The sequence below is a fragment of the Vibrio sp. MMH1-50 genome, from assembly GCF_022347645.1.
GTDB classification, from domain to species: domain Bacteria; phylum Pseudomonadota; class Gammaproteobacteria; order Enterobacterales; family Vibrionaceae; genus Vibrio; species Vibrio harveyi.
In genome coordinates this window covers 180,450-200,973 of the sequence record NZ_JAKRGG010000002.1, presented here as the reverse complement: position 1 = coordinate 200,973, position 20,524 = coordinate 180,450, and the positions used below count along the sequence as shown (strand labels likewise).

Annotated in this window: 17 protein-coding genes and 1 riboswitch; of the genes, 8 read left to right on the top strand and 9 right to left on the bottom strand. The window is 45.3% G+C overall.

Going from position 1 to position 20,524, the window contains the following annotated elements; translation table 11 throughout:
• Nucleotides 1-400: 400 nt before the first annotated feature.
• From glgC to MHO32_RS02955, 3 genes are all read left to right on the top strand, one after another.
• Complete coding sequence (gene glgC, locus MHO32_RS02965; protein ID WP_005450367.1) at nucleotides 401-1,618, top strand: glucose-1-phosphate adenylyltransferase; 1,218 nt, start codon at nucleotides 401-403, stop codon at nucleotides 1,616-1,618.
• Nucleotides 1,608-3,071: a glycogen synthase GlgA gene (gene glgA / locus MHO32_RS02960; RefSeq protein ID WP_239210630.1), complete on the top strand. Its 1,464-nt coding sequence runs from the start codon at nucleotides 1,608-1,610 to the stop codon at nucleotides 3,069-3,071. The genes glgC and glgA overlap by 11 nt, the downstream gene beginning before the upstream one ends.
• A gap of 122 nt (nucleotides 3,072-3,193) precedes the next feature.
• Nucleotides 3,194-3,997, top strand: a complete 804-nt coding sequence (locus tag MHO32_RS02955) for an alpha/beta fold hydrolase (RefSeq protein WP_005450365.1) — start codon at nucleotides 3,194-3,196, stop codon at nucleotides 3,995-3,997.
• A gap of 32 nt (nucleotides 3,998-4,029) precedes the next feature.
• On the opposite strand, the gene MHO32_RS02950 is transcribed toward MHO32_RS02955, so the two are convergent.
• The 5 genes from MHO32_RS02950 to torD all read right to left on the bottom strand — a co-directional run bounded on the left by MHO32_RS02950 (nucleotide 4,030) and on the right by torD (nucleotide 8,331).
• Nucleotides 4,030-4,347 (bottom strand): putative signal transducing protein, encoded by a 318-nt coding sequence (locus MHO32_RS02950; protein ID WP_005450364.1) that lies wholly within the window; start codon nucleotides 4,345-4,347, stop codon nucleotides 4,030-4,032.
• Entirely contained in the window at nucleotides 4,347-5,036 is a 690-nt protein-coding gene (locus tag MHO32_RS02945; RefSeq protein ID WP_005450359.1) for a TVP38/TMEM64 family protein, read from the bottom strand. Before MHO32_RS02945 ends, MHO32_RS02950 begins: the two co-directional genes overlap by 1 nt.
• A 120-nt stretch (nucleotides 5,037-5,156) precedes the next feature.
• Nucleotides 5,157-5,747: a TfoX/Sxy family DNA transformation protein gene (locus tag MHO32_RS02940; protein WP_005450356.1), complete on the bottom strand. Its 591-nt coding sequence runs from the start codon at nucleotides 5,745-5,747 to the stop codon at nucleotides 5,157-5,159.
• Between the two features lie 116 nt (nucleotides 5,748-5,863).
• A riboswitch (cyclic di-GMP riboswitch) is annotated at nucleotides 5,864-5,953 on the bottom strand.
• A gap of 279 nt (nucleotides 5,954-6,232) precedes the next feature.
• Nucleotides 6,233-7,237 carry an HTH-type transcriptional repressor PurR gene (gene purR / locus MHO32_RS02935; protein ID WP_005450353.1) on the bottom strand — a complete coding sequence of 335 codons (1,005 nt, stop codon included), beginning with the start codon at nucleotides 7,235-7,237 and terminating at the stop codon, nucleotides 6,233-6,235.
• A 446-nt stretch (nucleotides 7,238-7,683) separates the two neighbouring features.
• On the bottom strand, nucleotides 7,684-8,331 hold the full coding sequence (gene torD, locus MHO32_RS02930) for a molecular chaperone TorD (protein WP_005450351.1): 648 nt from the start codon (nucleotides 8,329-8,331) through the stop codon (nucleotides 7,684-7,686).
• Nucleotides 8,332-8,564: 233 nt separating this feature from the next.
• On the opposite strand from torD, the gene torR reads away from it, so the two are divergent.
• Nucleotides 8,565-9,278, top strand: coding sequence for a two-component system response regulator TorR (torR, locus tag MHO32_RS02925; protein WP_005450350.1), 714 nt, complete (start codon nucleotides 8,565-8,567; stop codon nucleotides 9,276-9,278).
• Between the two features lie 80 nt (nucleotides 9,279-9,358).
• Here the strand turns inward: torR and elyC are convergent, their stop codons facing one another.
• Nucleotides 9,359-10,150 (bottom strand): envelope biogenesis factor ElyC, encoded by a 792-nt coding sequence (gene elyC / locus MHO32_RS02920; RefSeq protein WP_005450349.1) that lies wholly within the window; start codon nucleotides 10,148-10,150, stop codon nucleotides 9,359-9,361.
• Between the two features lie 114 nt (nucleotides 10,151-10,264).
• Between elyC and cmoM the strand changes: the two genes are divergently transcribed.
• From cmoM to mukB, 4 genes are read left to right on the top strand one after another with little or no spacing between them, the layout of a single operon-like run.
• Nucleotides 10,265-11,056 carry a tRNA uridine 5-oxyacetic acid(34) methyltransferase CmoM gene (gene cmoM, locus MHO32_RS02915; RefSeq protein ID WP_239210629.1) on the top strand — a complete coding sequence of 264 codons (792 nt, stop codon included), beginning with the start codon at nucleotides 10,265-10,267 and terminating at the stop codon, nucleotides 11,054-11,056.
• A 2-nt stretch (nucleotides 11,057-11,058) separates the two neighbouring features.
• Nucleotides 11,059-12,396 (top strand): chromosome partition protein MukF, encoded by a 1,338-nt coding sequence (mukF, locus tag MHO32_RS02910; protein ID WP_005450346.1) that lies wholly within the window; start codon nucleotides 11,059-11,061, stop codon nucleotides 12,394-12,396.
• Complete coding sequence (mukE, locus tag MHO32_RS02905; RefSeq protein ID WP_172580476.1) at nucleotides 12,377-13,102, top strand: chromosome partition protein MukE; 726 nt, start codon at nucleotides 12,377-12,379, stop codon at nucleotides 13,100-13,102. Before mukF ends, mukE begins: the two co-directional genes overlap by 20 nt.
• Nucleotides 13,103-13,104: 2 nt before the next feature.
• Nucleotides 13,105-17,568, top strand: a complete 4,464-nt coding sequence (gene mukB / locus MHO32_RS02900; protein ID WP_239210647.1) for a chromosome partition protein MukB — start codon at nucleotides 13,105-13,107, stop codon at nucleotides 17,566-17,568.
• A 125-nt stretch (nucleotides 17,569-17,693) separates the two neighbouring features.
• Here mukB and MHO32_RS02895 read toward each other — a convergent pair whose 3' ends face one another.
• From MHO32_RS02895 to MHO32_RS02885, 3 genes are all read right to left on the bottom strand, one after another.
• Nucleotides 17,694-17,846: a hypothetical protein gene (locus MHO32_RS02895; protein ID WP_005450343.1), complete on the bottom strand. Its 153-nt coding sequence runs from the start codon at nucleotides 17,844-17,846 to the stop codon at nucleotides 17,694-17,696.
• Nucleotides 17,847-18,045: 199 nt separating this feature from the next.
• Nucleotides 18,046-19,014, bottom strand: coding sequence for an alpha-L-glutamate ligase-like protein (locus tag MHO32_RS02890; RefSeq protein ID WP_005450342.1), 969 nt, complete (start codon nucleotides 19,012-19,014; stop codon nucleotides 18,046-18,048).
• Between the two features lie 3 nt (nucleotides 19,015-19,017).
• A complete protein-coding gene (locus MHO32_RS02885; protein WP_005450341.1) occupies nucleotides 19,018-20,523 on the bottom strand; it encodes an inactive transglutaminase family protein in 1,506 nt (501 codons plus the stop codon).
• Between the last annotated feature and the right edge of the window lies 1 nt (nucleotide 20,524).

Below are 20,524 nucleotides of genomic sequence, written 5' to 3'. Positions count from 1 at the left end.
TTCATCGTATCCTGTCGCAAAACTGCACTTGTGTAGTTAATCGGTTTGTAAATTGTTTTCACAATGTAATCGTTTGCGTCCCATTGTGTGATCAAGATACCGTATTGAGTAAGCAACATCTGTACACTACACGGAATGGCATATTTTAAATTGTAATTTAGTTCCAGTTCGATAACTTATTAGACAGATAATGCAACTGTATGCTGTTATTTAGCGCCGAAAATAAAGAATAACTAAGGCGTGTGCGTACGAGGATGTGCAATAGCTTTTTCAGTTCGTATTGTGAGGGTTCATAGAAACTCATCAGTATGGACGTATTAACGTATTCGCTTGACTCCCCGAGTTCTGCTCATATCAAGCGAGTACCAGTTCCAAGCTATAACTATATGGAGAACAACGAATGGCTGGTGTTTTGGGAATGATTCTTGCTGGCGGTGAAGGCTCTCGCTTGAGACCTTTAACGGAATCCCGCAGTAAACCTTCGGTCCCTTTCGGCGGAAGTTACCGACTTATTGATTTCGCTCTGAATAACTTTGTGAATGCGGATTTAATGCGCATTTACGTCCTTACTCAATTCAAATCTCAATCTCTATTCCACCACTTGAAGAAAGGGTGGAACATCAATGGCATCACCGACCGCTTTATCGACCCAATTCCTGCGCAGATGCGTACAGGCAAGCGTTGGTATGAAGGAACGGCAGATGCTATCTACCAAAACCTGCGTTTTATGGAGTTGGCAGAACCTGATCAAGTATGTATCTTTGGTTCCGATCATATCTATAAAATGGACATTAAACAGATGTTGGCTTTCCACCAAGAGAAAGAGGCTTCGCTAACGGTTTCAGCGCTAAGAATGCCGCTATCTGAAGCGTCTCAATTTGGTGTTATCGAAGTAGACAACGAAGGTCGCATGATTGGCTTTGAAGAAAAGCCAGCTAATCCGAAATCTATCCCAGGTGATCCAGAGCACGCACTCGTGTCTATGGGTAACTATATCTTCGAAGCTCAGACACTGTTTGCCGAACTTATTGAAGATGCTGATAACGAAGCGTCAACGCACGACTTTGGCAAAGACATTATTCCTAAAATGTTCCCGCGTGGTGATGTGTTTGTTTATGACTTCAGTACCAACCGCATCACGGGTGAGAAAGAAGAAGTATATTGGCGCGATGTAGGTACGATTGATGCGTACTGGCAAGCTCATATGGATCTTCTTGAGAAAGACGCACCGTTCTCTCTATACAACCGCAAATGGCCACTTCATACTTATTACCCACCATTGCCACCAGCGACATTTACTGACTCTGTTAATGGTCGAGTTCAGATCATCGATAGCTTGGTATGTAACGGTAGCTACGTGCGTGGTTCACGTATTGAAAAATCAGTATTAGGTTTCCGTAGCAACATTGCTTCGGCGTGTGACATCAGCCAGTGTATTTTGCTCGGTGATGTGAAAGTCGGGGAAGGTTGTGTGCTTCGTCGCGTGATTGTAGATAAAGACGCAGATATTGCGCCGGGTACGCAAATTGGTGTAAATCTACAAGAAGATAAGAAACACTACCATGTGTCAGATGATGGCATCGTTGTAATTCCAAAAGGAGCACGTGTTGGCTACTAACAATTTGTCTGTTCTGTTTGTAGCGTCTGAAGTCGAAGGACTAATTAAAAGTGGTGGCTTGGCTGATGTAGCCAAGGCACTGCCGGAAGCCCTTCAAAATCTTCAGCAAGATGTACGAATTTCTATTCCAGCCTATACTGGCATTGAGCAACTATCGGAAGCGGAAGCGGAAACGGTTCTAGAAACAGAGTTAACGAGTTGGCCACATACGGCATACCGAGTGCTTAAGTTAACGCTTGGGGATAATCCAGTTTACTTAATTGATTGTCCGCCGTATTTCAATCGTCCTTCTATGTACGCCGAAAACAACCAAGCTTATACAGACAATGGTGAACGCTTTGCATTCTTTAGTGCAGCGTGTTTGGACATGTTACCTAAGCTTGGCTTCCAGCCGGACATTGTTCACGCTAATGACTGGCATACAGGATTAGTCCCATTCTTGCTCAAACATCGATACGGCAATGAAGCCTTCTTTGCAAACACTCGCAGCGTTATTTCAATTCACAACGCGGTGTTCAAAGGGGTATTTAGTTACGACGATGTTCAATGCCTTCCAGAGTTCCATAGTCGAAATGTGCCTGATGCTGCCGTCAGTGCCACTCACATCACCATGCTCAAAGCGGGGGTGATGAATGCAGACAAAATCAATGCAGTAAGCCCGACTTACGCAGAAGAGCTTAAGACTGAGCTAGGTAGTCATGGTATGGCGTGGGAGTTTCAACAACGCGCTGACGATTTAGTGGGTATTCTAAATGGTTGTGATTACAGTGCGTGGAATCCAGAAACGGACTCTAGTTTACCGTTGAACTACAAAGCGAACCGACAAAGCATGGTGCGGGGCAAAAACGCTTGTAAGAGAGCCCTACAAGAAAAGCTGGGTCTTGAAGTATCTGATTGCGCTATGTTTGGTATGGTTTGCCGTTTAACGCAACAAAAAGGCGTGCATTATTTGCTACCTGCATTGGCTGACTTCCTCAAACATGATGTTCAAGTTGTCGTCGTGGGGACTGGCGATCCTATCCTTGCTGCCCAACTGAGAGACGTCTCAGCACAGTTCGCTAATAAGTTGGTTTTTGTTGAAGCATACGATAATGAACTCGCACACCTTGTTGAGGCTGGCTCAGATTTCTTCCTGATGCCTTCAGAATTTGAACCTTGTGGTTTAAATCAGATCTACAGTATGGCTTATGGCACGTTGCCGATTGTTCGTGGTGTAGGCGGTTTGAAAGACAGTGTTAATGACTACGACGCAGATCTTGAAGAAGCCACAGGTTTTGTATTCTATGAGCCAACACCACAAGCGTTGTTATTGACGATGCTAAGGGCACTGTTGCTTTACGCACAGAGTCCGAACGAAGTAAGGCGTGTACAGCTTCATGCAATGCAGAAAGACTTTTGTTGGCGGAAAGCTGCGGAAGAATACTTGCAGTTGTATAGAGCCGCGTTAAATTGACGCAAAATCTTTAAAAAGTGTAACGAAAGGCACCGAATAGGGTGCCTTTATTATCTTACCCATAAGGAGTGTGGTAGCATTTATCCATTCCTGTTCACAAAGAATGTTTTTCATACTGATACATGACTCAGCCACTTTTATTCCATAAAACCTATATACACCCTACTAGCAAAGAGTGGGTCGTTTTTGTGCATGGCGCTGGTGGCAGTTCTTCGATATGGTTTAAGCAGATCAAAGCGTATAAGCAGCACTTTAACTTACTGCTGATCGACCTTCGAGGGCATGGAAAATCTAACCAACTGCTTAAAGAATTGATGACGAGTCGCTATACCTTTACGGCGGTGACTCAAGATATTCTAAAAGTTTTGGATCATCTTAAGATTCAGTCTGCGCACTTTGTCGGTATGTCTTTGGGTACTATTATTGTTCGTAATTTGGCTGAGTTAGCCTCTGAGCGAGTACGCTCTATGGTTCTTGGTGGCGCTGTTACGCGTTTAAATACTCGCTCACAAATCCTGGTGAAGTTAGGTAATCTAGGAAAGCACATTCTGCCTTATATGTGGCTGTACAAGTTGTTTGCCTACATTGTTATGCCGCAAAAAAACCAACGAGAATCACGTCACTTATTTATCCGCGAAGCAAAGAAATTGTGCCAGAAAGAATTCAAACGATGGTTCATCTTAGCCGCTGACGTTAATCCTCTGATGAAATACTTTAAAGATCGTGAACTGCCTATCCCAACATTGTATTTAATGGGTGATAGGGATTACATGTTCATCAAGCCAGTTAAAGAGATGGTTGCGGTACATAAGCAAAGTGTTCTACGCGAGATTCCAGACTGTGGTCATGTGTGCAATGTAGAACGACCTGATGACTTCAATCAACACTCTATCGAGTTCATTAAGCAGCAAAGCTTAGCCGCTTAAACTTAAAATGATTGAAAAGAATAGGGGAGCCATTAAGGCTCCCCTATTTGATATCCGCATTGCCAACAAGCGCCAAATTGACCTTCATTTTGCTCCGAACATTGTGGGCACTGCCAATCTTGGTAAATAAGTTCTGCTTGTTTTCGATAGTCTTCGACGATGGCTGATGCTTTCAACTGTTGCTCCGGATGTAAAAGCCAAACATACGGGTCAGTATCATCGCTAAAAGGCAGCTCTCCCTTCAATCCGAACATGCCTTCACCTCGCACTTCGCAGGCTATTTGCTCGGTTTTAAGAAGCTCACAAACGATATGAGCTTCAGCCGGATTTTTAGCGATGTATATTTTCATTAAGCGTTTCCATTCTGTACTTGTGCAGGGCGAACCTTATTCATAACCCATTTAGCGATAATAGGGAACAAACCAAGTAGAGCAAACGATGCTAATACGGTTGGTGACACAATTCCAGAAAGACTATCAATGGTTGCTAGCTGTGTACCTGCATTCAGATAAACCGCAGTGCCAGGCAACATACCAATTTGGCTTGTTAAGTAGAATCGAGCAATAGTCATTGGTGTCAGGCCCATTAACAAGTTGATTAGGAAAAATGGAAAAACAGGGATTAAGCGTAGCGAAAATAGGTAAAATGCGCCGTCTTTTTCTACACCCTGGTTGATCGCACCTAGCTTGTTTCCAAACTTACTCTGTACCCATTCCCTCAATAGGTAGCGGCTGCTTAAAAAGGCGATCGTTGCACCGATTGTGCTGGCAAAAGAAACCAGCAGCAAACTTGTCCAGAAACCAAATAGCGCCGCACCAAGCAAAGTCACCACTGCTGCACCTGGAATCGAAAACGCAGTGATGGCAATGTAAGCAAAGAAATAAGTGGCAGCAGCGAATACGAAGTTTTCGCTAATAAAAGTGTTCAACGCTTCTTGTTGCGCCTTCGCGTTTTCTAGTGTTAGGTATTGACCAAAATTCACGCCTAAAAAGATAATCGTCGCGAGTAGGATCAGTCCTAAAATCAGTTTCTTATTCATATCAATAGCTCCGTTTGGCTTCTTAGATAATAAGACAGAATGGGGCAATAAAAAATTTCAAAAAAAAACCGCAGTTTGAAAACTGCGGTTTTTACTCAATGTCATGCTGATATAAATGCTTTAGGAAAGAGCACTCATCAATTCTTCTCGACGAGACTGAGGTACGACACTCCAATGTGTGCCTTTGATTGCACCTTCTAACGCCCAGAGCAGTTCAAGGCTTACCGTAGAGGCATGCGTATCTTGGATTGCTTTGTATGCGTTTAGCGCGCCTTCTGCTTCAAGTTGCTCTACAGAGTCAATGCCCGCTTTCTTGAGCATACGCTCAGTTGCTAGACGCAGGTTAGGTAGATCTTTCAATCGATTAGGCTTGGTGCTTGCTTGTTGTTTTTTCTCTTGCTTAGCAGTCTCGAGGGATTGCTTGGCAACTTCAATCAAGCGGTCGGTTGTGTCCCAAAGATCATCAGAAATTGCATAGTATTTCGTAACGACTGGGAAACCACGTTTCTTGTAGACGTACGGTTTTAGTCCTTGAGTCTCGAAGTCAGATGAAGTTTGTTGGTCAGCTCGAATATGAAGTTGATTGTTTACGACAAGCGCAAACATCGTTTCATCGGCGAAGAGCCCAAAACCACCAAACATTGAGCGCGACTTGATATTACCAAGTGCCTCAAACAGCTTCATTGAGTCTTTGAGTATCGGTTTATCCATGGTGTGTTATCTCGGTGTAATTAATATTACGCCACCAAAAATCAGGTCCGAGAGATTAGCAAATGCATGCAGACACAATGTCATTAAAGGGTAAACTCACTTAATGCATATTTGCCATCGGTAACCCCGCTACCTTCCATCTAATAAGATGGTTCAGGCCGGAGGCTTTGCGTCCCACCCTTTCGGATGGTTTGCCCTGTGCGTGACTCTTTGAGGATACTTCGTATATTGAATTAACATCACGTTTCAAACTTTGAAGTGTGATCTTGGTTCAGTTAATAGTGGTAATTTGGTGTGTAAAGTTTCATATGCTGGAATGTATAATTGTAATACAAAAGGTCTATCAAGGATATGTGCTACCTTGAGTTAAAACAGCAACTTATCTTCGTTCTTTAAATTATTTTTCTGATGAAATGTCCAAAAAAAGTTATTTTTAGGCAATAAAAAAGCGCTCCTAGGAGCGCTTTATAAAATCAAGCGAGAGATCAGTTCAATTTCTTAACTGTATTACGCACAACGATCTCTGGTTGCATTTCGAAAACACGCTTCTCATGCTCTTTATCTTTGATGCGCTCAAGTAGGATCTCAAATGCATTTTTACCCACACGACGTTTTGGTTGGTGAATCGTCGTTAGCGGTGGAGAGAAGTACTCAGCAAGTTCGATATTGTCGTAACCGATAACAGAAATATCGTCTGGTACTTTGATACCGTTTTGTTGTAGGCGGCTCATCAAGCCAAGAGCCATAGTGTCATTGAAACAGAAAACAGCGGTTGGACGTTTGTCCATAGCACTGATGTTATCTGCAGCTAAGACAGCCGTGTCACACTCAAAGTTGCCTTCAAGAATCCAGTCTTCGTTAACGGCTAGGTTTGCTTCAGCCATGGCACGGCGGTAACCCGCAATACGTTCTTGGCAAGCTGCTTTTTCGAAGTGACCGCTCAGACAAGCAATATCAGTATGACCATTGTCGATCAGGTATTTTGTTGCGATGTAACCGCCTTCTTCTGAATTATCGATGATCTTGTCTGCTTGTGAGCTTTCAGGACCCCAATCCATGACAACTTTAGGAATGTCTGAATGACGGTCAAGCATCTCTTTTAGCTCTTCCGTAAGGTCAGAACACATTACTAGAATGCCATCTACACGTTTCTCAGCTAGCATGCGGATGTAGTCACGTTGCTTCTCGTAAATACCGCCCGTGTTACATAGGATCAGAGTGTATCCTTGACGGTAACAGTAGCTCTCAACGCCGTCGATTACTTCAGAGAAGAATAGGTTGGTAGATTGAGTAACTAACATACCGATGGTACGAGTTGAGTTGCATTTTAAACTGCGCGCAACGGCACTTGGTGCGTAATTAAGTTCATCCACCGCTTTCATTACTTTTTCTTGAGTTGCTTCAGCAACAAAGCGAGTTTTATTAATTACGTGCGAAACCGTAGTGGTAGAAACGCCGGCTAAGCGAGCAACGTCTTTAATAGTGGCCATAAATGATGTCCTGTATCGAGCTACTGTAAATACCGTAGTGAAGACAACCATACGCTTAGGGTCTTGCGCAAACCGAGCAACTGCGAATAGGGGCATTGCTGAGATATTTGGCAGCGGTTGTTCCGAAATCGGTATAAAAAGGTTTGTAGCAACATTTATCGCTGAGTCTCATATTCCTTTCTTATATAAGTGAGGAATTGGTCAGCAATCCTGTTAAGAAAACACAAAAACCGCTTTATTTCAGCGGTTTACATATAAATCATATTTAATCGTTTGCGCTCACATTTTAGACTGATGCGAGCAAGCTGGCAATATTCTAGGCAGTTGTTTTGTGCCCCTGAGGTCACATTTTAACGGCTAAATTGATTGTATTTCTCTGTGCCAGATTAAAAACAAACGAATAAAATAGGGAGTCTGAATGACAGACTCCCCAAAATAGGTGGCAATTATTCACCAAGAAGGTAGGTGCTGTCCAGTTTACAAAATGCAATTAATAGTTGCGTAACGCTAATGTAGAAGCCAAATTCGTCGAATTGCTTACATTTAGCAGCAAACTGTGGCAGCCAAGTCATAAGGTGTTGCTGGATGAACTCGTTCTGTTTTCCGAACGCTTCTTCCATATGTTTATCTTGCTCTAGTTCGTTCGAGCGGATAATCATGTTGCCTAGAAAATCTAGCTCGACCGCTAAATGGTCCGCTGGTTCTTTCAGATTTTCGTCCACTTGCACGCCAAAGTCTGCCATCAGTTTTTCCATCTCTTCTGCTGGCTTATCATTTAATAAACCAGATTCGCCGATGTACATTGAAGCATAAGGTAGTGCGCCGTGTTTTTCTGTTTTTAGAAAGAGTTCACAGAAGTCCGCTGCTAATTCTAACTGAGCGTCTTCACGGTCTTGTAAACGGTTGAGTGCATCAACAAGGGTATCAACAGCTGGTTTTAGTGATTCGTTTTCACCAAGACCCGCTAAAAAGCTTCGAATTTCAACACTGTGGTAGGTTTCTAGTTCTTTCTCTGTCAGTTCTTTTGCGAACAGGCTAGAAAACCACCAATAGATTTCTGCGCGTTTCTCGTTAAAAGCTTTCACTTCTTGCATTTTTTTGCTCCTGAATGGTTATCCCTTAAGTGTAAACAATTAAGATGAATAGCAGTAACTATAATTGTTATGCATTATTGGAAAATATGCGTATTTGTGAATGGCTGTAAATAAGCTTGCTTTGAATCAATAAAATCGCAAAATCTTGCTTTTTAATGTATCTATGACTAGAAATGTTACTAGTTATGAATAGAATACGTCTTGGAAAATAAAAAAGACAGAAAGTGGTGTAAATGAGCTATCACGTATTAGTCGTAGAAGATGATGTTGTAACTCGCAGTAAGCTCGCGGGCTATTTCCAAAATGAAGGTTACAAAGTCAGTGAAGCAGAAAGCGGCGCAGAGATGCGCGAAGTGCTTCAAGGCGGTGATGTTGACCTAATCATGCTGGATATTAACCTGCCTGGCGAAGATGGTCTTATGCTTACGCGTGAATTACGCAGCCAATCAGATATCGGCATCATATTAGTGACAGGACGCACGGATAGCATTGACAAAATCGTTGGTCTAGAAATGGGCGCAGACGATTATGTGACAAAGCCTTTTGAACTAAGGGAATTATTGGTTCGCGTGAAGAACTTGCTATGGCGCATCTCTGCGGCACGCAGCGGTTCTCAAAAAGCAGCGAACGACACTAATGAAGAACACATTGTACGCTTCGGTGAGTGGACGTTTGATATTCAGCGTCGAGCTCTAAGCCGTAATGGTGAGCCAGTGAAACTAACCAAAGCTGAATATGAGTTATTGGTTGCACTGTCCTCGTACCCAAATCAGGTACTAAGCCGCGAGCGTATTTTGAATATGATCAGCCACCGAGTGGATGCGCCAAATGATCGTACGATTGACGTACTGATTCGCCGCATGCGCGCTAAGATGGAGTTTGATCCTAAGAACCCACAAATCTTTGTGACGGTTCATGGTGAAGGCTACATGTTTGCTGGTGATTAAATCATACCTAAAGAAAAAGGAGAGCATTGGCTCTCCTTTTTTGTTTCCGCAATTTGACCACTGAATCGTTTTTAAGTGTTTTATGGTTGTTCTACTTCAACCATTGGTGTTTGACCTACGTTATCACGCAACTTTTGCCACAACCCACCTAAATACTCATGCCAATACAACTCGGTTTGTTCTAAGTAACGAGCTTTCGGAGTGTACTTTTGCCATGGCTGTTCAATGTCATCAATTGCCATAAAGTTAGTTGGCGCAGGGATTGGCTTGATACCTGCAGCATTAAACTCGTACAAAGCACGCTTCATATGGCTTGCTGAGGTTACCAGCACAATGTCTTTTTGCTTCACAAAGGCAGCGGCTTGGCGGGCTTCTTCCCATGTGTCTTTAGCGTCTTCGAGAAGGATGATGTCGGACTTTGCGACACCAAGAGAAAGTGCCACGTTAGCCATCATGCGCGCATGACTGATTTCAGATCCACCTGCGTAACCGGACAAAATTAACTTAGCGCCAGGGTACATACGTAAAATACGGATGCCCTCGGTAAGGCGCATTAGCGCTGTACGGCTTAGTTGAGAAGTTGGTGGGATCTCATCATCGACGACATGACCATTACCAAGCACCATGACATAGTCAATGCTACCTGATACAGGTAAAAACGCTTTGTACTCGCGCTCAAGAGGCATCAGAAGCTTGGTTGAAACAGGTTGGAAGGCAACGAGGAAAATGCCGACAAAAGAGAATAGAACAACAAAGCAGCCAGTTTTACGTTTCGTGGTAAAACTAATGAGAGCAAGACCTAACAAGCCTATGATTAGCAATGCCGGAAGCGGCATTAACAAGGCTGACATTACTTTTTTCAGCTCAAACATACATAAATAGTCCGAAAAAACATCAATTGATAATAAAAATGAGGATAACCCTCTTTATTCCTGCTTTCCTTGTGACAGAATAGCGGCACAATCCGTTATGATAACTCAGCAGAAGTGACAGAAGACCGCAATTTCGACGATATCGCCCACAAATTTGCAAAAAATATTTACGGCTCCGATAAAGGGGAGATCCGACAAATCATTGTGTGGGAAGATTTTCTACAGATTCTAAGTGAATTAGACGCCGACCATCAAGCATTACAAGTCCTTGATGCTGGTGGTGGTTTAGCACAAATGTCGCAAAAGCTTGCTAAGCTCGGACATCATGTCGCTTTGTGTGATCTATCTTCGGAAATGCTGCAACTAGCAAAGCAGAATATTGAAAAAAACGGTTTGCTTGAGCAGTATCGCCTGATTCATTCGCCTGTCCAATCCATTGGTGAACACATGGAAGCGCAGGTGGATCTTGTCATGTTCCATGCCGTTATGGAGTGGTTGGTTGATCCGAAAACCGCACTTGAAACGCTTTTGGAGCAGGTCAAACCGGGGGGCATCGCTTCGGTTATGTTCTATAACCACCACGGCTTGGTCTATAAAAATGTGGTTTGTGGCAACATTCCTCATGTTTTAGACGGCATGCCTCACCGAAAAAGATTTAAACTACAGCCACAAAAAGGGCTAAAACCTGAAGAGGTTTATCAATGGATAGAAGATTCTGGTTTTAGTATTTGTGGTAAATCTGGTATTCGTTCATTCAGTGATTACATAGGTAATATGCAATACATGGGCGATTACGAGTTTGAAGATGTGTTGGCGCTAGAAAAACAACTTTGTCGACAAGAGCCATACCTCTCATTAGGCCGCTATATTCATGTGTGGGCTAAGAAGAACGATAAACAGGAATAACGATGAGTGAGATGACTCTCAATGCTGCAGAGCAACCAATCGATGAGTTGGTTGGCTGGGTAAAGCAGCACGATTTCTCGTTGAACCTGACCACTGAGCGACTGGCATTTTTGATTGCTATCGCTGTATTAAGTAATGAAAGGTTCGATGAAGAATTGGGTGAAGGTGAATTGCACGACGCATTTGCCATCGTCACTCGACTTTTTGATGAGACGGGAGAAGCTTCGGCTTTCCGTGCGAACAATGCCATTAACGAGATGGTTAAGCAGCGTCTTATGAGCCGTTTTGTCAGTGAGATTACTGACGGAGCGAGCATTTACCGCTTGTCGCCATTAGCGATAGGAATTACCGACTACTACGTGCGCCATCGTGAGTTCTCGAAACTGCGCCTTTCTATTCAGTTGTCTATGGTCGCTGATGAAATGGCGAAAGCGATTGAAGCGGCACAAAAAGGTGGCACTCCGGGCCACTGGAAGAAGAACGTGTACGGGATATTGAAATATTCTGTAGGCGAAATCTTCGATCAAATTGATCTCAACCAACGTGTGATGGATGAGCAGCAACAATCTGTGAAACAACAGATTGCTGACCTGCTTAACAAAGACTGGCGTGAAGCAATCAACAACTGTGAAGCGCTTCTGTCAGAAACATCAAGCACGTTGCGTGAACTTCAAGATACGCTGCAAGCTGCCAGTGATGAACTGCAAACCCAGATCCTAGACATTCAAGAGATTGTCTATGGTGACCCTGAGCTTGAGTTTATCGAGGAAGCCTTGTTTGGTCTTCAGATGAAACTGGACCGAATCACAAGCTGGGGCCAGCAAGCGATCGACCTTTGGATTGGCTACGACCGACACGTGCACAAGTTCATCCGTACTGCTATTGATATGGATAAGAACCGTGCTTTTAGCTCGCGTCTACGCCAGTCCGTTAAAGACTACTTTGATTTGCCTTGGTATCTGACTTATGCAGATGCGGAAAGGCTTTCTGACCTTCGTGATGAAGCCCTAGTACTGCGTGATGACGAGGTAACAGGTCAAGTTCCGATGGAAGTGGAATACGAAGAGTTTCAACAAGTCAATGATGAGTTGGCGGAGCGAATTGGTGACATGCTGAAAGCGCATAAAGACCAAGGCGCGCCTATTGACTTGAGCGTGGTACTGCGAGATTACCTTGCACAGCACCCTCATACTCATCACTTTGATTTAGCTCGCATTGTCGTTGATCAGGCGGTACGTCTGGGTTATTCAGAATCCGACTACCAAGCTGTTCAGCCAGACTGGAAAGCAATCAACGAATTTGGGGCAAAGGTACAAGCGAATGTCATCGACCGATACTAATGAATACATGTCAGAGAATCTGGCAAAAGCAATTTCTAACCCTCTGTTCCCAGCGCTAGACAGCATGCTTCGAGCAGGGCGTCATGTTTCAAGTGAAGATCTGGACAACCACGCGTTGTTGTCGGATTTCGAACTTGAGCTTTCTTCTTTCTACCAGCGCTACAACACTGAATTGGTTAAAGCGCCAGAAGGTTTCTTCTACCTCCGTCCACGTTCAACGTCTTTGATTGGTCGTAGTGTCCTTTCTGAGCTGGACATGCTGGTGGGTAAGGTACTGTGTTTCCTTTACCTAAGCCCAGAACGTCTTGCGCACGAAGGCATCTTCACTAACCAAGAATTGTACGACGAGCTACTTGCTCTGGCTGATGAAAACAAGCTGATGAAGCTAGTGACGAACCGTGCGACTGGTTCTGATCTTGATAAAGAAAAGCTGTTTGAAAAAGTACGTACATCACTCCGTCGCCTGCGTCGCCTAGGCATGATCATCAACATCGGTGAAACCGGTAAATTCAGCATCAGTGAAGCAGTATTCCGCTTTGGTGCCGATGTACGAATTGGTGATGATATGCGTGAAGCGCAGCTACGTCTGATCCGTGATGGTGAAGCGGTAGTGCACACCAAAGAGCCAAGCCAAGGCAGCCTATTGTCTGAAGAAGATCAAGGCGACCAAGCCCAAGAAGAAACAACAGAAGAGGGTGAAGCATGAGCATGATTGAACGCGGTAAATACCAATCGCTGACCATGGTCAACTGGAACGGCTTCTTTGCCCGTACGTTTGACATCGATGGTCTGGTCACCACGCTATCAGGTGGTAACGGTGCAGGTAAATCAACCACAATGGCGGCGTTCATCACCGCCTTGATTCCTGACCAAACGCTACTGCACTTCCGTAACACCACAGAAGCAGGCAGCAGCCAATCGTCTCGCGACAAAGGTCTGTACGGTAAGTTACAGCCGGGCGCATGTTATGCGGCGCTAGATGTGGTGAACTCACGTAACCAACGCCTATTGTTTGCAGTAAAACTGCAGCAAGTAGCGGGTCGTGATAAGAAAGTAGACATCAAACCGTTTGTTATCCAAGGTCTTCCAAGCCATGTGAAACCAACGGATATCTTGGTTGAAAGCGTATCTGCGACTCAAGCTCGTGTACGTCAAATCAATGAAGTAAAAGAATCGATCGCAGAATTTGAAGGCGTTCAATTTAAAGCCTTCTCTTCTATCGTGGATTACCACTCGCAGATGTTCGAATTCGGTGTGATTCCGAAGAAACTGCGTAACTCTGGTGACCGTTCTAAATTCTACCGCCTGATCGAAGCATCGCTTTACGGTGGTATCTCAAGTGCAATCACGCGCTCGCTTCGTGACTACCTTCTGCCACAAAACGGCGGCGTGAAGAAAGCGTTCCAAGATATGGAATCAGCACTGCGTGAAAACCGCATGACGCTAGAAGCGATCAAAACCACGCAAGCAGACCGTGACTTATTCAAACACTTGATCACAGAGTCGACTAACTACGTGGCGGCGGACTACATGCGTCACGCGAACGATCGTCGTAACAAGTTGGATAAAACGCTGTCATTACGTTCAGAGCTGTTCGGTTCTCGTGAAACTCTCGTTGAGCAAAACAACCTGCTTAACCGTGTTCAAGAAGAGCTAGAACTGCTGATCGAGTCGGAATCTGCGCTAGAGCAAGATTACCAAGCGGCTTCTGACCACTTGCAACTGGTGCAAAACGCATTACGCCAGCAAGAGAAGATCGAACGCTACCAAGAAGATCTTGAAGAGCTGAGTGAGCGTCTTGAAGAACAGATGATGGTAGTGGAAGAAGCGCAAGAACGCGTGATGATGGTGGAAGAGCAAGCGACCGTTGCGGAAGAAGAGGTGGATAGCCTTAAGACGCAGCTGGCTGACTACCAACAAGCACTCGACGTTCAACAAACTCGCGCCCTTCAATACCAACAAGCGGTTCAAGCGCTGGAAAAAGCGAAGCAACTACTTGGCGATGACAGCCTAACGGCAGAATCGGCACAAGCGCTTGTCTCTGAGCTTAAGAGCAAAGAATCAGAAAGCACCAACGCGTTGCTATCGGTTAAGCACAAACTGGACATGTCTTCTGCGGCAGCAGAGCAGTTCGAAACCGCGCTTAAACTGGTACAAAGCATCGTTGGTCAAGTTGAGCGTAAAGACGCGTCTGAACATGCGAAAACCGCAATTGCGAAAGCGCGTGAATCTCAGCAAGTCGCGCAAAACGAACAGCAATGGCGTGCACAGCACCGTGACCTTGAGCGTAGCCTTAACCAGCAACGTCAAGCGCGCGAGCTAGTCAACGAGTACCAAAAGCAATTCCATGTTGAACTGACTGACGAAATCACGTTTGAACAAGAGCGTGAACGTCATGCGATGCAAATCGACTCGCTAGAAATGACGCAAGAAGACGTGCGTGAACAACGCAGCGAACAGCGTCGTCTAGAGCAAGATGCAGCGGCGGAAATCAACAAGCTAGAAGCCATTGCTCCAACATGGATTGCGGCGAACGATGCGCTAGAAAAACTGCGTGAGCAAAGTGGCGCTGAGCTAGAAGATAGCCGGTCAGTCATGAGCCAAATGCAAGTGGTGCTTGAGCAAGAGAAGACTCTTTCTCTGGCGAAAGACAAACTGGCAGAGCGTCGCAGTCAGCTCGACTCTGAGATTGAGCGTCTTGCTTCACCTGGTGGTTCAAACGACCCTCGTCTGAAAGGTTTAGCAGATACTCTAGGCGGCGTATTGCTGTCAGAGATCTATGATGACATCACTATTGATGACGCGCCTTACTTCAGTGCGATGTACGGTCCGGCTCGTCACGCTATCGTTGTTTCTGACCTATCTGGTATCGAAGAGAAACTGGTAGAGCTAGACGACTGTCCAGAAGACTTGTACATCATTGAAGGTGACATCGATGCCTTTGATGACAGCTCATTCGACGCAGAAGAGTTAGAAGGCGCGGTTTGTGTTCGCATGAACGATCGCCAAATGCGTTACTCTCGCTTGCCTGAAATCCCACTGTTTGGTCGTGCAGCACGTGAGCAGCGTTTAGAGCTACTGCGTAACGAACGTGAAGAAGTGGTTGAGAAGCACGCGAAAGCGGCATTCGATTCGCAAAAAATGCAGCGTCTGTACCAAGCGTTCAACCAGTTTGTGGCAAGCCACATTCAAGTAGCATTCGAAGCTGACCCAGAGCAAGCATTGGCAACCATTCGCGACAAGCGTAACCAAATTGCGCGCGTACTGGCTGATCTGGATGCAAAAGAGCAGCAGCAACGTTCTCAACTGCAAACCAGCAAGCAAGCATTGTCTTCTTTAGACAAGCTAGCACCGAACATGGCGTTGATTGAAGATGAGTCGCTGCAAGCGCGCTTTGATGAGTTGGAAGGGAAAATCGCCCAGCTTTCAGAAGCAAAAGCTTTCCTAAATAACCACGCGAAAGCGGTGGCAGAACTGGAAAAAGTCGCAGTTGCCCTAGATGCTGACCCAGAGCAATTCGATGCGCTAGAAGCAGAATACAAAGCGGCAGACGAACAGCTACAAGATCTTAAGAAGCAAATCTTTGCGCTCTCGGATCTCGTTGAACGTCGCCACTACTTCGCTTATTCAGATTCAGTAGACCTACTGAACAAGAGCAGCGAACTGAGCGAACAGCTAAAAGCGAAATTGGTTCAAGCTGAACAAATGCGTACTCGCTCTCGTGAAGAGTTGAAACAATCGCAAGGTCAAATGAACCAATACAACCAAGTATTGGCTTCTCTGAAGAGTTCACACCAAGCGAAACTGGAAACGGTTCAAGAGTTCAAACAAGAACTTCAAGAGTTTGGCGTGAACGCTGACGAAGGTGCAGAAGAGCGTGCAATGCGTCGTCGTGACGAACTGCATGAGCGTCTACACACTTCTCGTAGCCGTAAGAGCGAATACGAGCGTACGATCACCTCTACTGAACTAGAGATGAAAGGCTTGGCGAAACGTCTGAAGAAAGTTCAGAAAGAATACGTTGAGCTGCGTACCTTCGTTGTTGCAGCGAAAGCTGGCTGGTGTTCGGTACTTCGTCTAGCGCGTGAGAACGATGTTGAGCGTCGTCTACACAAGCGTGAACTGGCTTACATGTCAGCGGATGAACTGCGTTCAATGTCGGATAAATCATTGGGTGCGCTGCGTCTAGCGGTTGCGAACAATGACGACCTGCGTGATGCGCTGCGTCTATCAGAAGACAATGCACGTCCAGAGCGTAAAGTTCTGTTTTACATCGCGGTTTACCAACATCTTCGTGAACGTATTCGTCAGGATATCATCCGTACTGATGATCCAGTCGAAGCGATCGAAGAGATGGAAGTAGAGCTGGCGCGTCTAACGGAAGAGCTAACGCAACGTGAAAACCGCCTAGCGATCAGCTCTGAGTCAGTAGCGAGCATCATCAAGAAGACGATTCAGCGTGAGCAAAACCGTATTCGTATGCTGAACCAAGGTTTGTCGAACATCTCGTTTGGCCAGGTGAAGGGTGTACGTCTAAACGTGAAGATCCGCGAAAGTCACGAAGTGCTACTGAACGGTCTAGCGACACAACAAGAGCAGCATAAAGATCTGTTTGAATCGACTCGCTTTACCTTCTCTGAAGCAATGGCGAAACTGTTCCAACGCGTGAACCCACACATCGATATGGGTCAACGTTCTCCTCAGGTTCTGGGTGAAGAGCTACTGGATTACCGTAACTACCTAGAGCTAAGTGTGGAAGTGAACCGTGGTTCTGACGGCTGGCTACAAGCTGAATCTGGCGCGCTATCTACGGGTGAGGCGATCGGTACTGGTCAGTCAATCCTACTGATGGTTGTTCAAAGCTGGGAAGAAGAATCACGCCGTTTGCGCAGTAAAGATATCGTGCCATGTCGTCTGTTGTTCCTTGATGAGGCAGCACGTCTGGATGCGAAATCTATCTCAACCCTGTTTGAACTGTGTGACCGTCTGGATATGCAACTTCTTATCGCGGCGCCAGAAAATATCAGCCCAGAGAAAGGTACGACCTACAAACTGGTGCGTAAGGTGTTTAAAGACCACGAGCATGTACACGTAGTTGGTCTGCGTGGTTTTGGTCAAAACGATAAACCTAAGACTGAAGCACAAGAGATGATTGAAGAGTTTGAGTCCTAAACTCCGAAGCTAAAAACGCCCGCAAGAAACGCGGGCGTTTTTGTATTTGTAAAACGAAATAAGCCGAGTCTGTAGGGCAACAGGCTCGGCTTTTTTGCAGGCGCTTAAATGTGAAAAGGTAAGTCCTATTCTTCTGAAAAGTCGTTTCCTTTTTCGATCATTTCAGCAAGCTCATCAAGTGCTTGGACAGAGATTTCCGACAAACGTTGTAGGTGTTGGTCAAAGTTCTCTTGTTCAACAAGCGGAGTATCATTGTTATTAGTTTCTTTTGTTAGCATCGCCCAACCTCTCGAGTTGAGTAAGGGGGAGAAAATATAAAATCAAAAATCGGCAGAAAAAAGAAACGATCGATGTGTATTTTGTTAGCTGGATCATCGATTGCAGTGATAAAAACGATGAATTACTTAGGAAGAGAGCGATAGTGCTCAAATATGAAAAGAAAGCTAGCAACCACGAGAATGGCTGCTAGCGATTAGATTAGAACTGAGATTTTACGCCAAATTGCTCTGCTGCGTACGCAACACGCTCTTTTGGTTTTGGATACTCAGCAGGAGTGCCAAGGTTCTCAATGTGTTTCAAGCGAGGTAGGAGACCTGCACCGTTTGCAATTTGGATTGCTAGACCAGGGCGAGCGTTTAGCTCCAGAACCATTGGACCTTCTTCTTTGTCCAATACCATGTCGGTGCCCATGTAACCTAGACCTGTCATTTCCCAAGCACTGGACGCAAGCTCTAACAAGCGCTCCCAATGAGGCACTTGCAGTGTCGACAGGTCTTTACCCGTATCTGGGTGATGAGTCACTGGTTGGTCAAATTGCACCGCGCGAATGGCTTTACCAGTAGCAATGTCGATACCGACACCTACCGCGCCTTGGTGAAGGTTAGCCTTACCATCCGATGCTGCTGTAGAGCAACGCATCATCGCCATAACAGGGTAGCCCTTAAATACGATAATACGTACGTCTGGCACACCTTCGTAACTGAAGCCGTCGAAGCAGTCATCAAACTTAATTAAGTTCTCAACCACAGCTACATCGTTCTTACCACCAAGGGAGAAAAGACCCGCGAGTGCGTTACTGATGTGACGCTCAACTTCTTCTTTATTGCAGGTAGCACCCGATGGCTTTGTATATACGCCATCTTTGTGCGAAGTGATAACCAAGATACCTTTACCACCACTGCCTTGAGCAGGCTTGATTACAAAACCGGGCCAGTTCTCAACCATCTTGTGAATCTTTTTCACTTCAGCTTGGCTGGCGATCACGCCAATAAGAGCAGGCACAGTCGCACCTGCTGCTTCAGCGATAATTTTGGTTTTGAGCTTGTCATCCACCAAAGGGTATTTAGAACGATCATTGTAACGACCAATGTAACTGTGGTTACGCTTGTTCATCCCCATAATGCCTTTATGGCGGAGTTTTGCTGGCGAAGTAAAACGTTCAAACATCGTTTAGTCCTCCGCTAGTGGTTTAAAGCGACGTAGCTCAGTTAGACGGTAACCCGTGTATGTACCTAGTAGTAGAATACCTGCCAGTACAATGAGCTGTAGGCCGATAAAGTTAAACGTTAGGTGCTGGATGTAGGTGTTGGTCATTGCCAAGTAAACCAGTACCGCTGTCAGTAGTGAGCCACCACCTTGAAGGGCAACTTCTTTCGCGCCTTCTTCTTCCCATAGAATCGACATACGCTCGATCGTCCATGACAAGATGATCATTGGGAAGAAGGTAATGGTTAGACCCTCAGTCAGACCAATCTTGAATGCCACAACGGTAAACACAGAGATGATCATGATTACTGTGATGATAACCGCGGATATCCTTGCGACCAGAAGTAAGTTTAGCCTCGATAAGTAACTTCGGATGATCAGACCCGTACCGACAATCAGTAGGAAGCCGACGATACCTGTTACAAGTTGCGTTTGTACAAAGGCAACCGCAATAAGAACTGGCATGAAGGTACCGGATGTCTTAAGACCGATGATAACGCGCAGGAATACAACAATAAGAGCACCAATTGGAATCAGCATGATGGTCTTAAACATCGCCTGCTCTTCAAGAGGTAGGCTGTGGATAGACAGGTTCAATAGACCGTCAGCTTCCACTTTGTTGTTGGTTGCTTCTTGCGGTGTAAGCTCCTGCTTGATCATAGAGAAGTGAACTTGGCTGTTTTTGCCGCCCACTAGGTCAAGTAGCGAAACATTCGATTCATCCCAAACAAGCAGGTTAGGCTGCGCTGCAGCTTGCTCAGAGTTTGGTGAGAAGAGTACCCACTTATCGCCAGACCAAACTTGAACCATAGGTTGAATCGTTTGACGGCGACGTCCATCTTCCAGCTCGATAACGCCAACGGTCTTACTCTGTACGCCAGCGGTAAGCAGAATTTTGTGCAGAGCATCGGTACGATCAAAGTCATTTAGAATCAGTGCTGCGTTTTGGCTATCTGGATCGTTCAGAGTTTTGATCAGCTCACGAGCGAATGTCTCATTGTCTGCTGAACGGCTCATTGCACGCTCAATCAACGCATTTGCTGCCGCTTGTTGAGGTGCTGAAAGGGTTGGTTTGGCAATTTCACCGGTTGGTGGCTGTTCATCCACTTTTGCTTGTGGATCAACCAAGAATTGGGCTTTGTAGTAAATGGTTTGTGCGCCAGTTGCTTGGCGGATAGACCATTCAGCACGACGACCTGAATCAGAGTTTACGTAAGAAACACCATAACCAGGAGATGACGCCGACTCACCGATTAAGGTGTAGCCTTTTTGTGTATGAGGAGCAGCGAGAGAAGCTTTAACTTCACCGCCATTTGCATTGAACTCAATGCGGGCTTCAACATCCCAAACTTGACGCGTTTCACCTGGAGTCCATGGAACGCCGTAATTCTGATGTCTGAAAACACTCAAAGCGATGCCCGCAACCACCAAAAGGATGATTGACAGGTAAAACGGTATTCTTGACGTCATA

Coding starts and splice junctions, on each gene's coding strand:
- glgC (WP_005450367.1), top strand. CDS start 401: ATGGCTGGTGTTTTGGGAATGATTCTTGCTGGCGGTGAAGGCTCTCGC.
- MHO32_RS02955 (WP_005450365.1), top strand. CDS start 3,194: ATGACTCAGCCACTTTTATTCCATAAAACCTATATACACCCTACTAGC.
- MHO32_RS02950 (WP_005450364.1), bottom strand. CDS start 4,347: ATGAAAATATACATCGCTAAAAATCCGGCTGAAGCTCATATCGTTTGT.
- MHO32_RS02945 (WP_005450359.1), bottom strand. CDS start 5,036: ATGAATAAGAAACTGATTTTAGGACTGATCCTACTCGCGACGATTATC.
- MHO32_RS02940 (WP_005450356.1), bottom strand. CDS start 5,747: ATGGATAAACCGATACTCAAAGACTCAATGAAGCTGTTTGAGGCACTT.
- purR (WP_005450353.1), bottom strand. CDS start 7,237: ATGGCCACTATTAAAGACGTTGCTCGCTTAGCCGGCGTTTCTACCACT.
- torD (WP_005450351.1), bottom strand. CDS start 8,331: ATGCAAGAAGTGAAAGCTTTTAACGAGAAACGCGCAGAAATCTATTGG.
- torR (WP_005450350.1), top strand. CDS start 8,565: ATGAGCTATCACGTATTAGTCGTAGAAGATGATGTTGTAACTCGCAGT.
- elyC (WP_005450349.1), bottom strand. CDS start 10,150: ATGTTTGAGCTGAAAAAAGTAATGTCAGCCTTGTTAATGCCGCTTCCG.
- mukF (WP_005450346.1), top strand. CDS start 11,059: ATGAGTGAGATGACTCTCAATGCTGCAGAGCAACCAATCGATGAGTTG.
- mukE (WP_172580476.1), top strand. CDS start 12,377: ATGTCATCGACCGATACTAATGAATACATGTCAGAGAATCTGGCAAAA.
- mukB (WP_239210647.1), top strand. CDS start 13,105: ATGATTGAACGCGGTAAATACCAATCGCTGACCATGGTCAACTGGAAC.
- MHO32_RS02895 (WP_005450343.1), bottom strand. CDS start 17,846: ATGCTAACAAAAGAAACTAATAACAATGATACTCCGCTTGTTGAACAA.
- MHO32_RS02890 (WP_005450342.1), bottom strand. CDS start 19,014: ATGTTTGAACGTTTTACTTCGCCAGCAAAACTCCGCCATAAAGGCATT.
- MHO32_RS02885 (WP_005450341.1), bottom strand. CDS start 20,523: ATGACGTCAAGAATACCGTTTTACCTGTCAATCATCCTTTTGGTGGTT.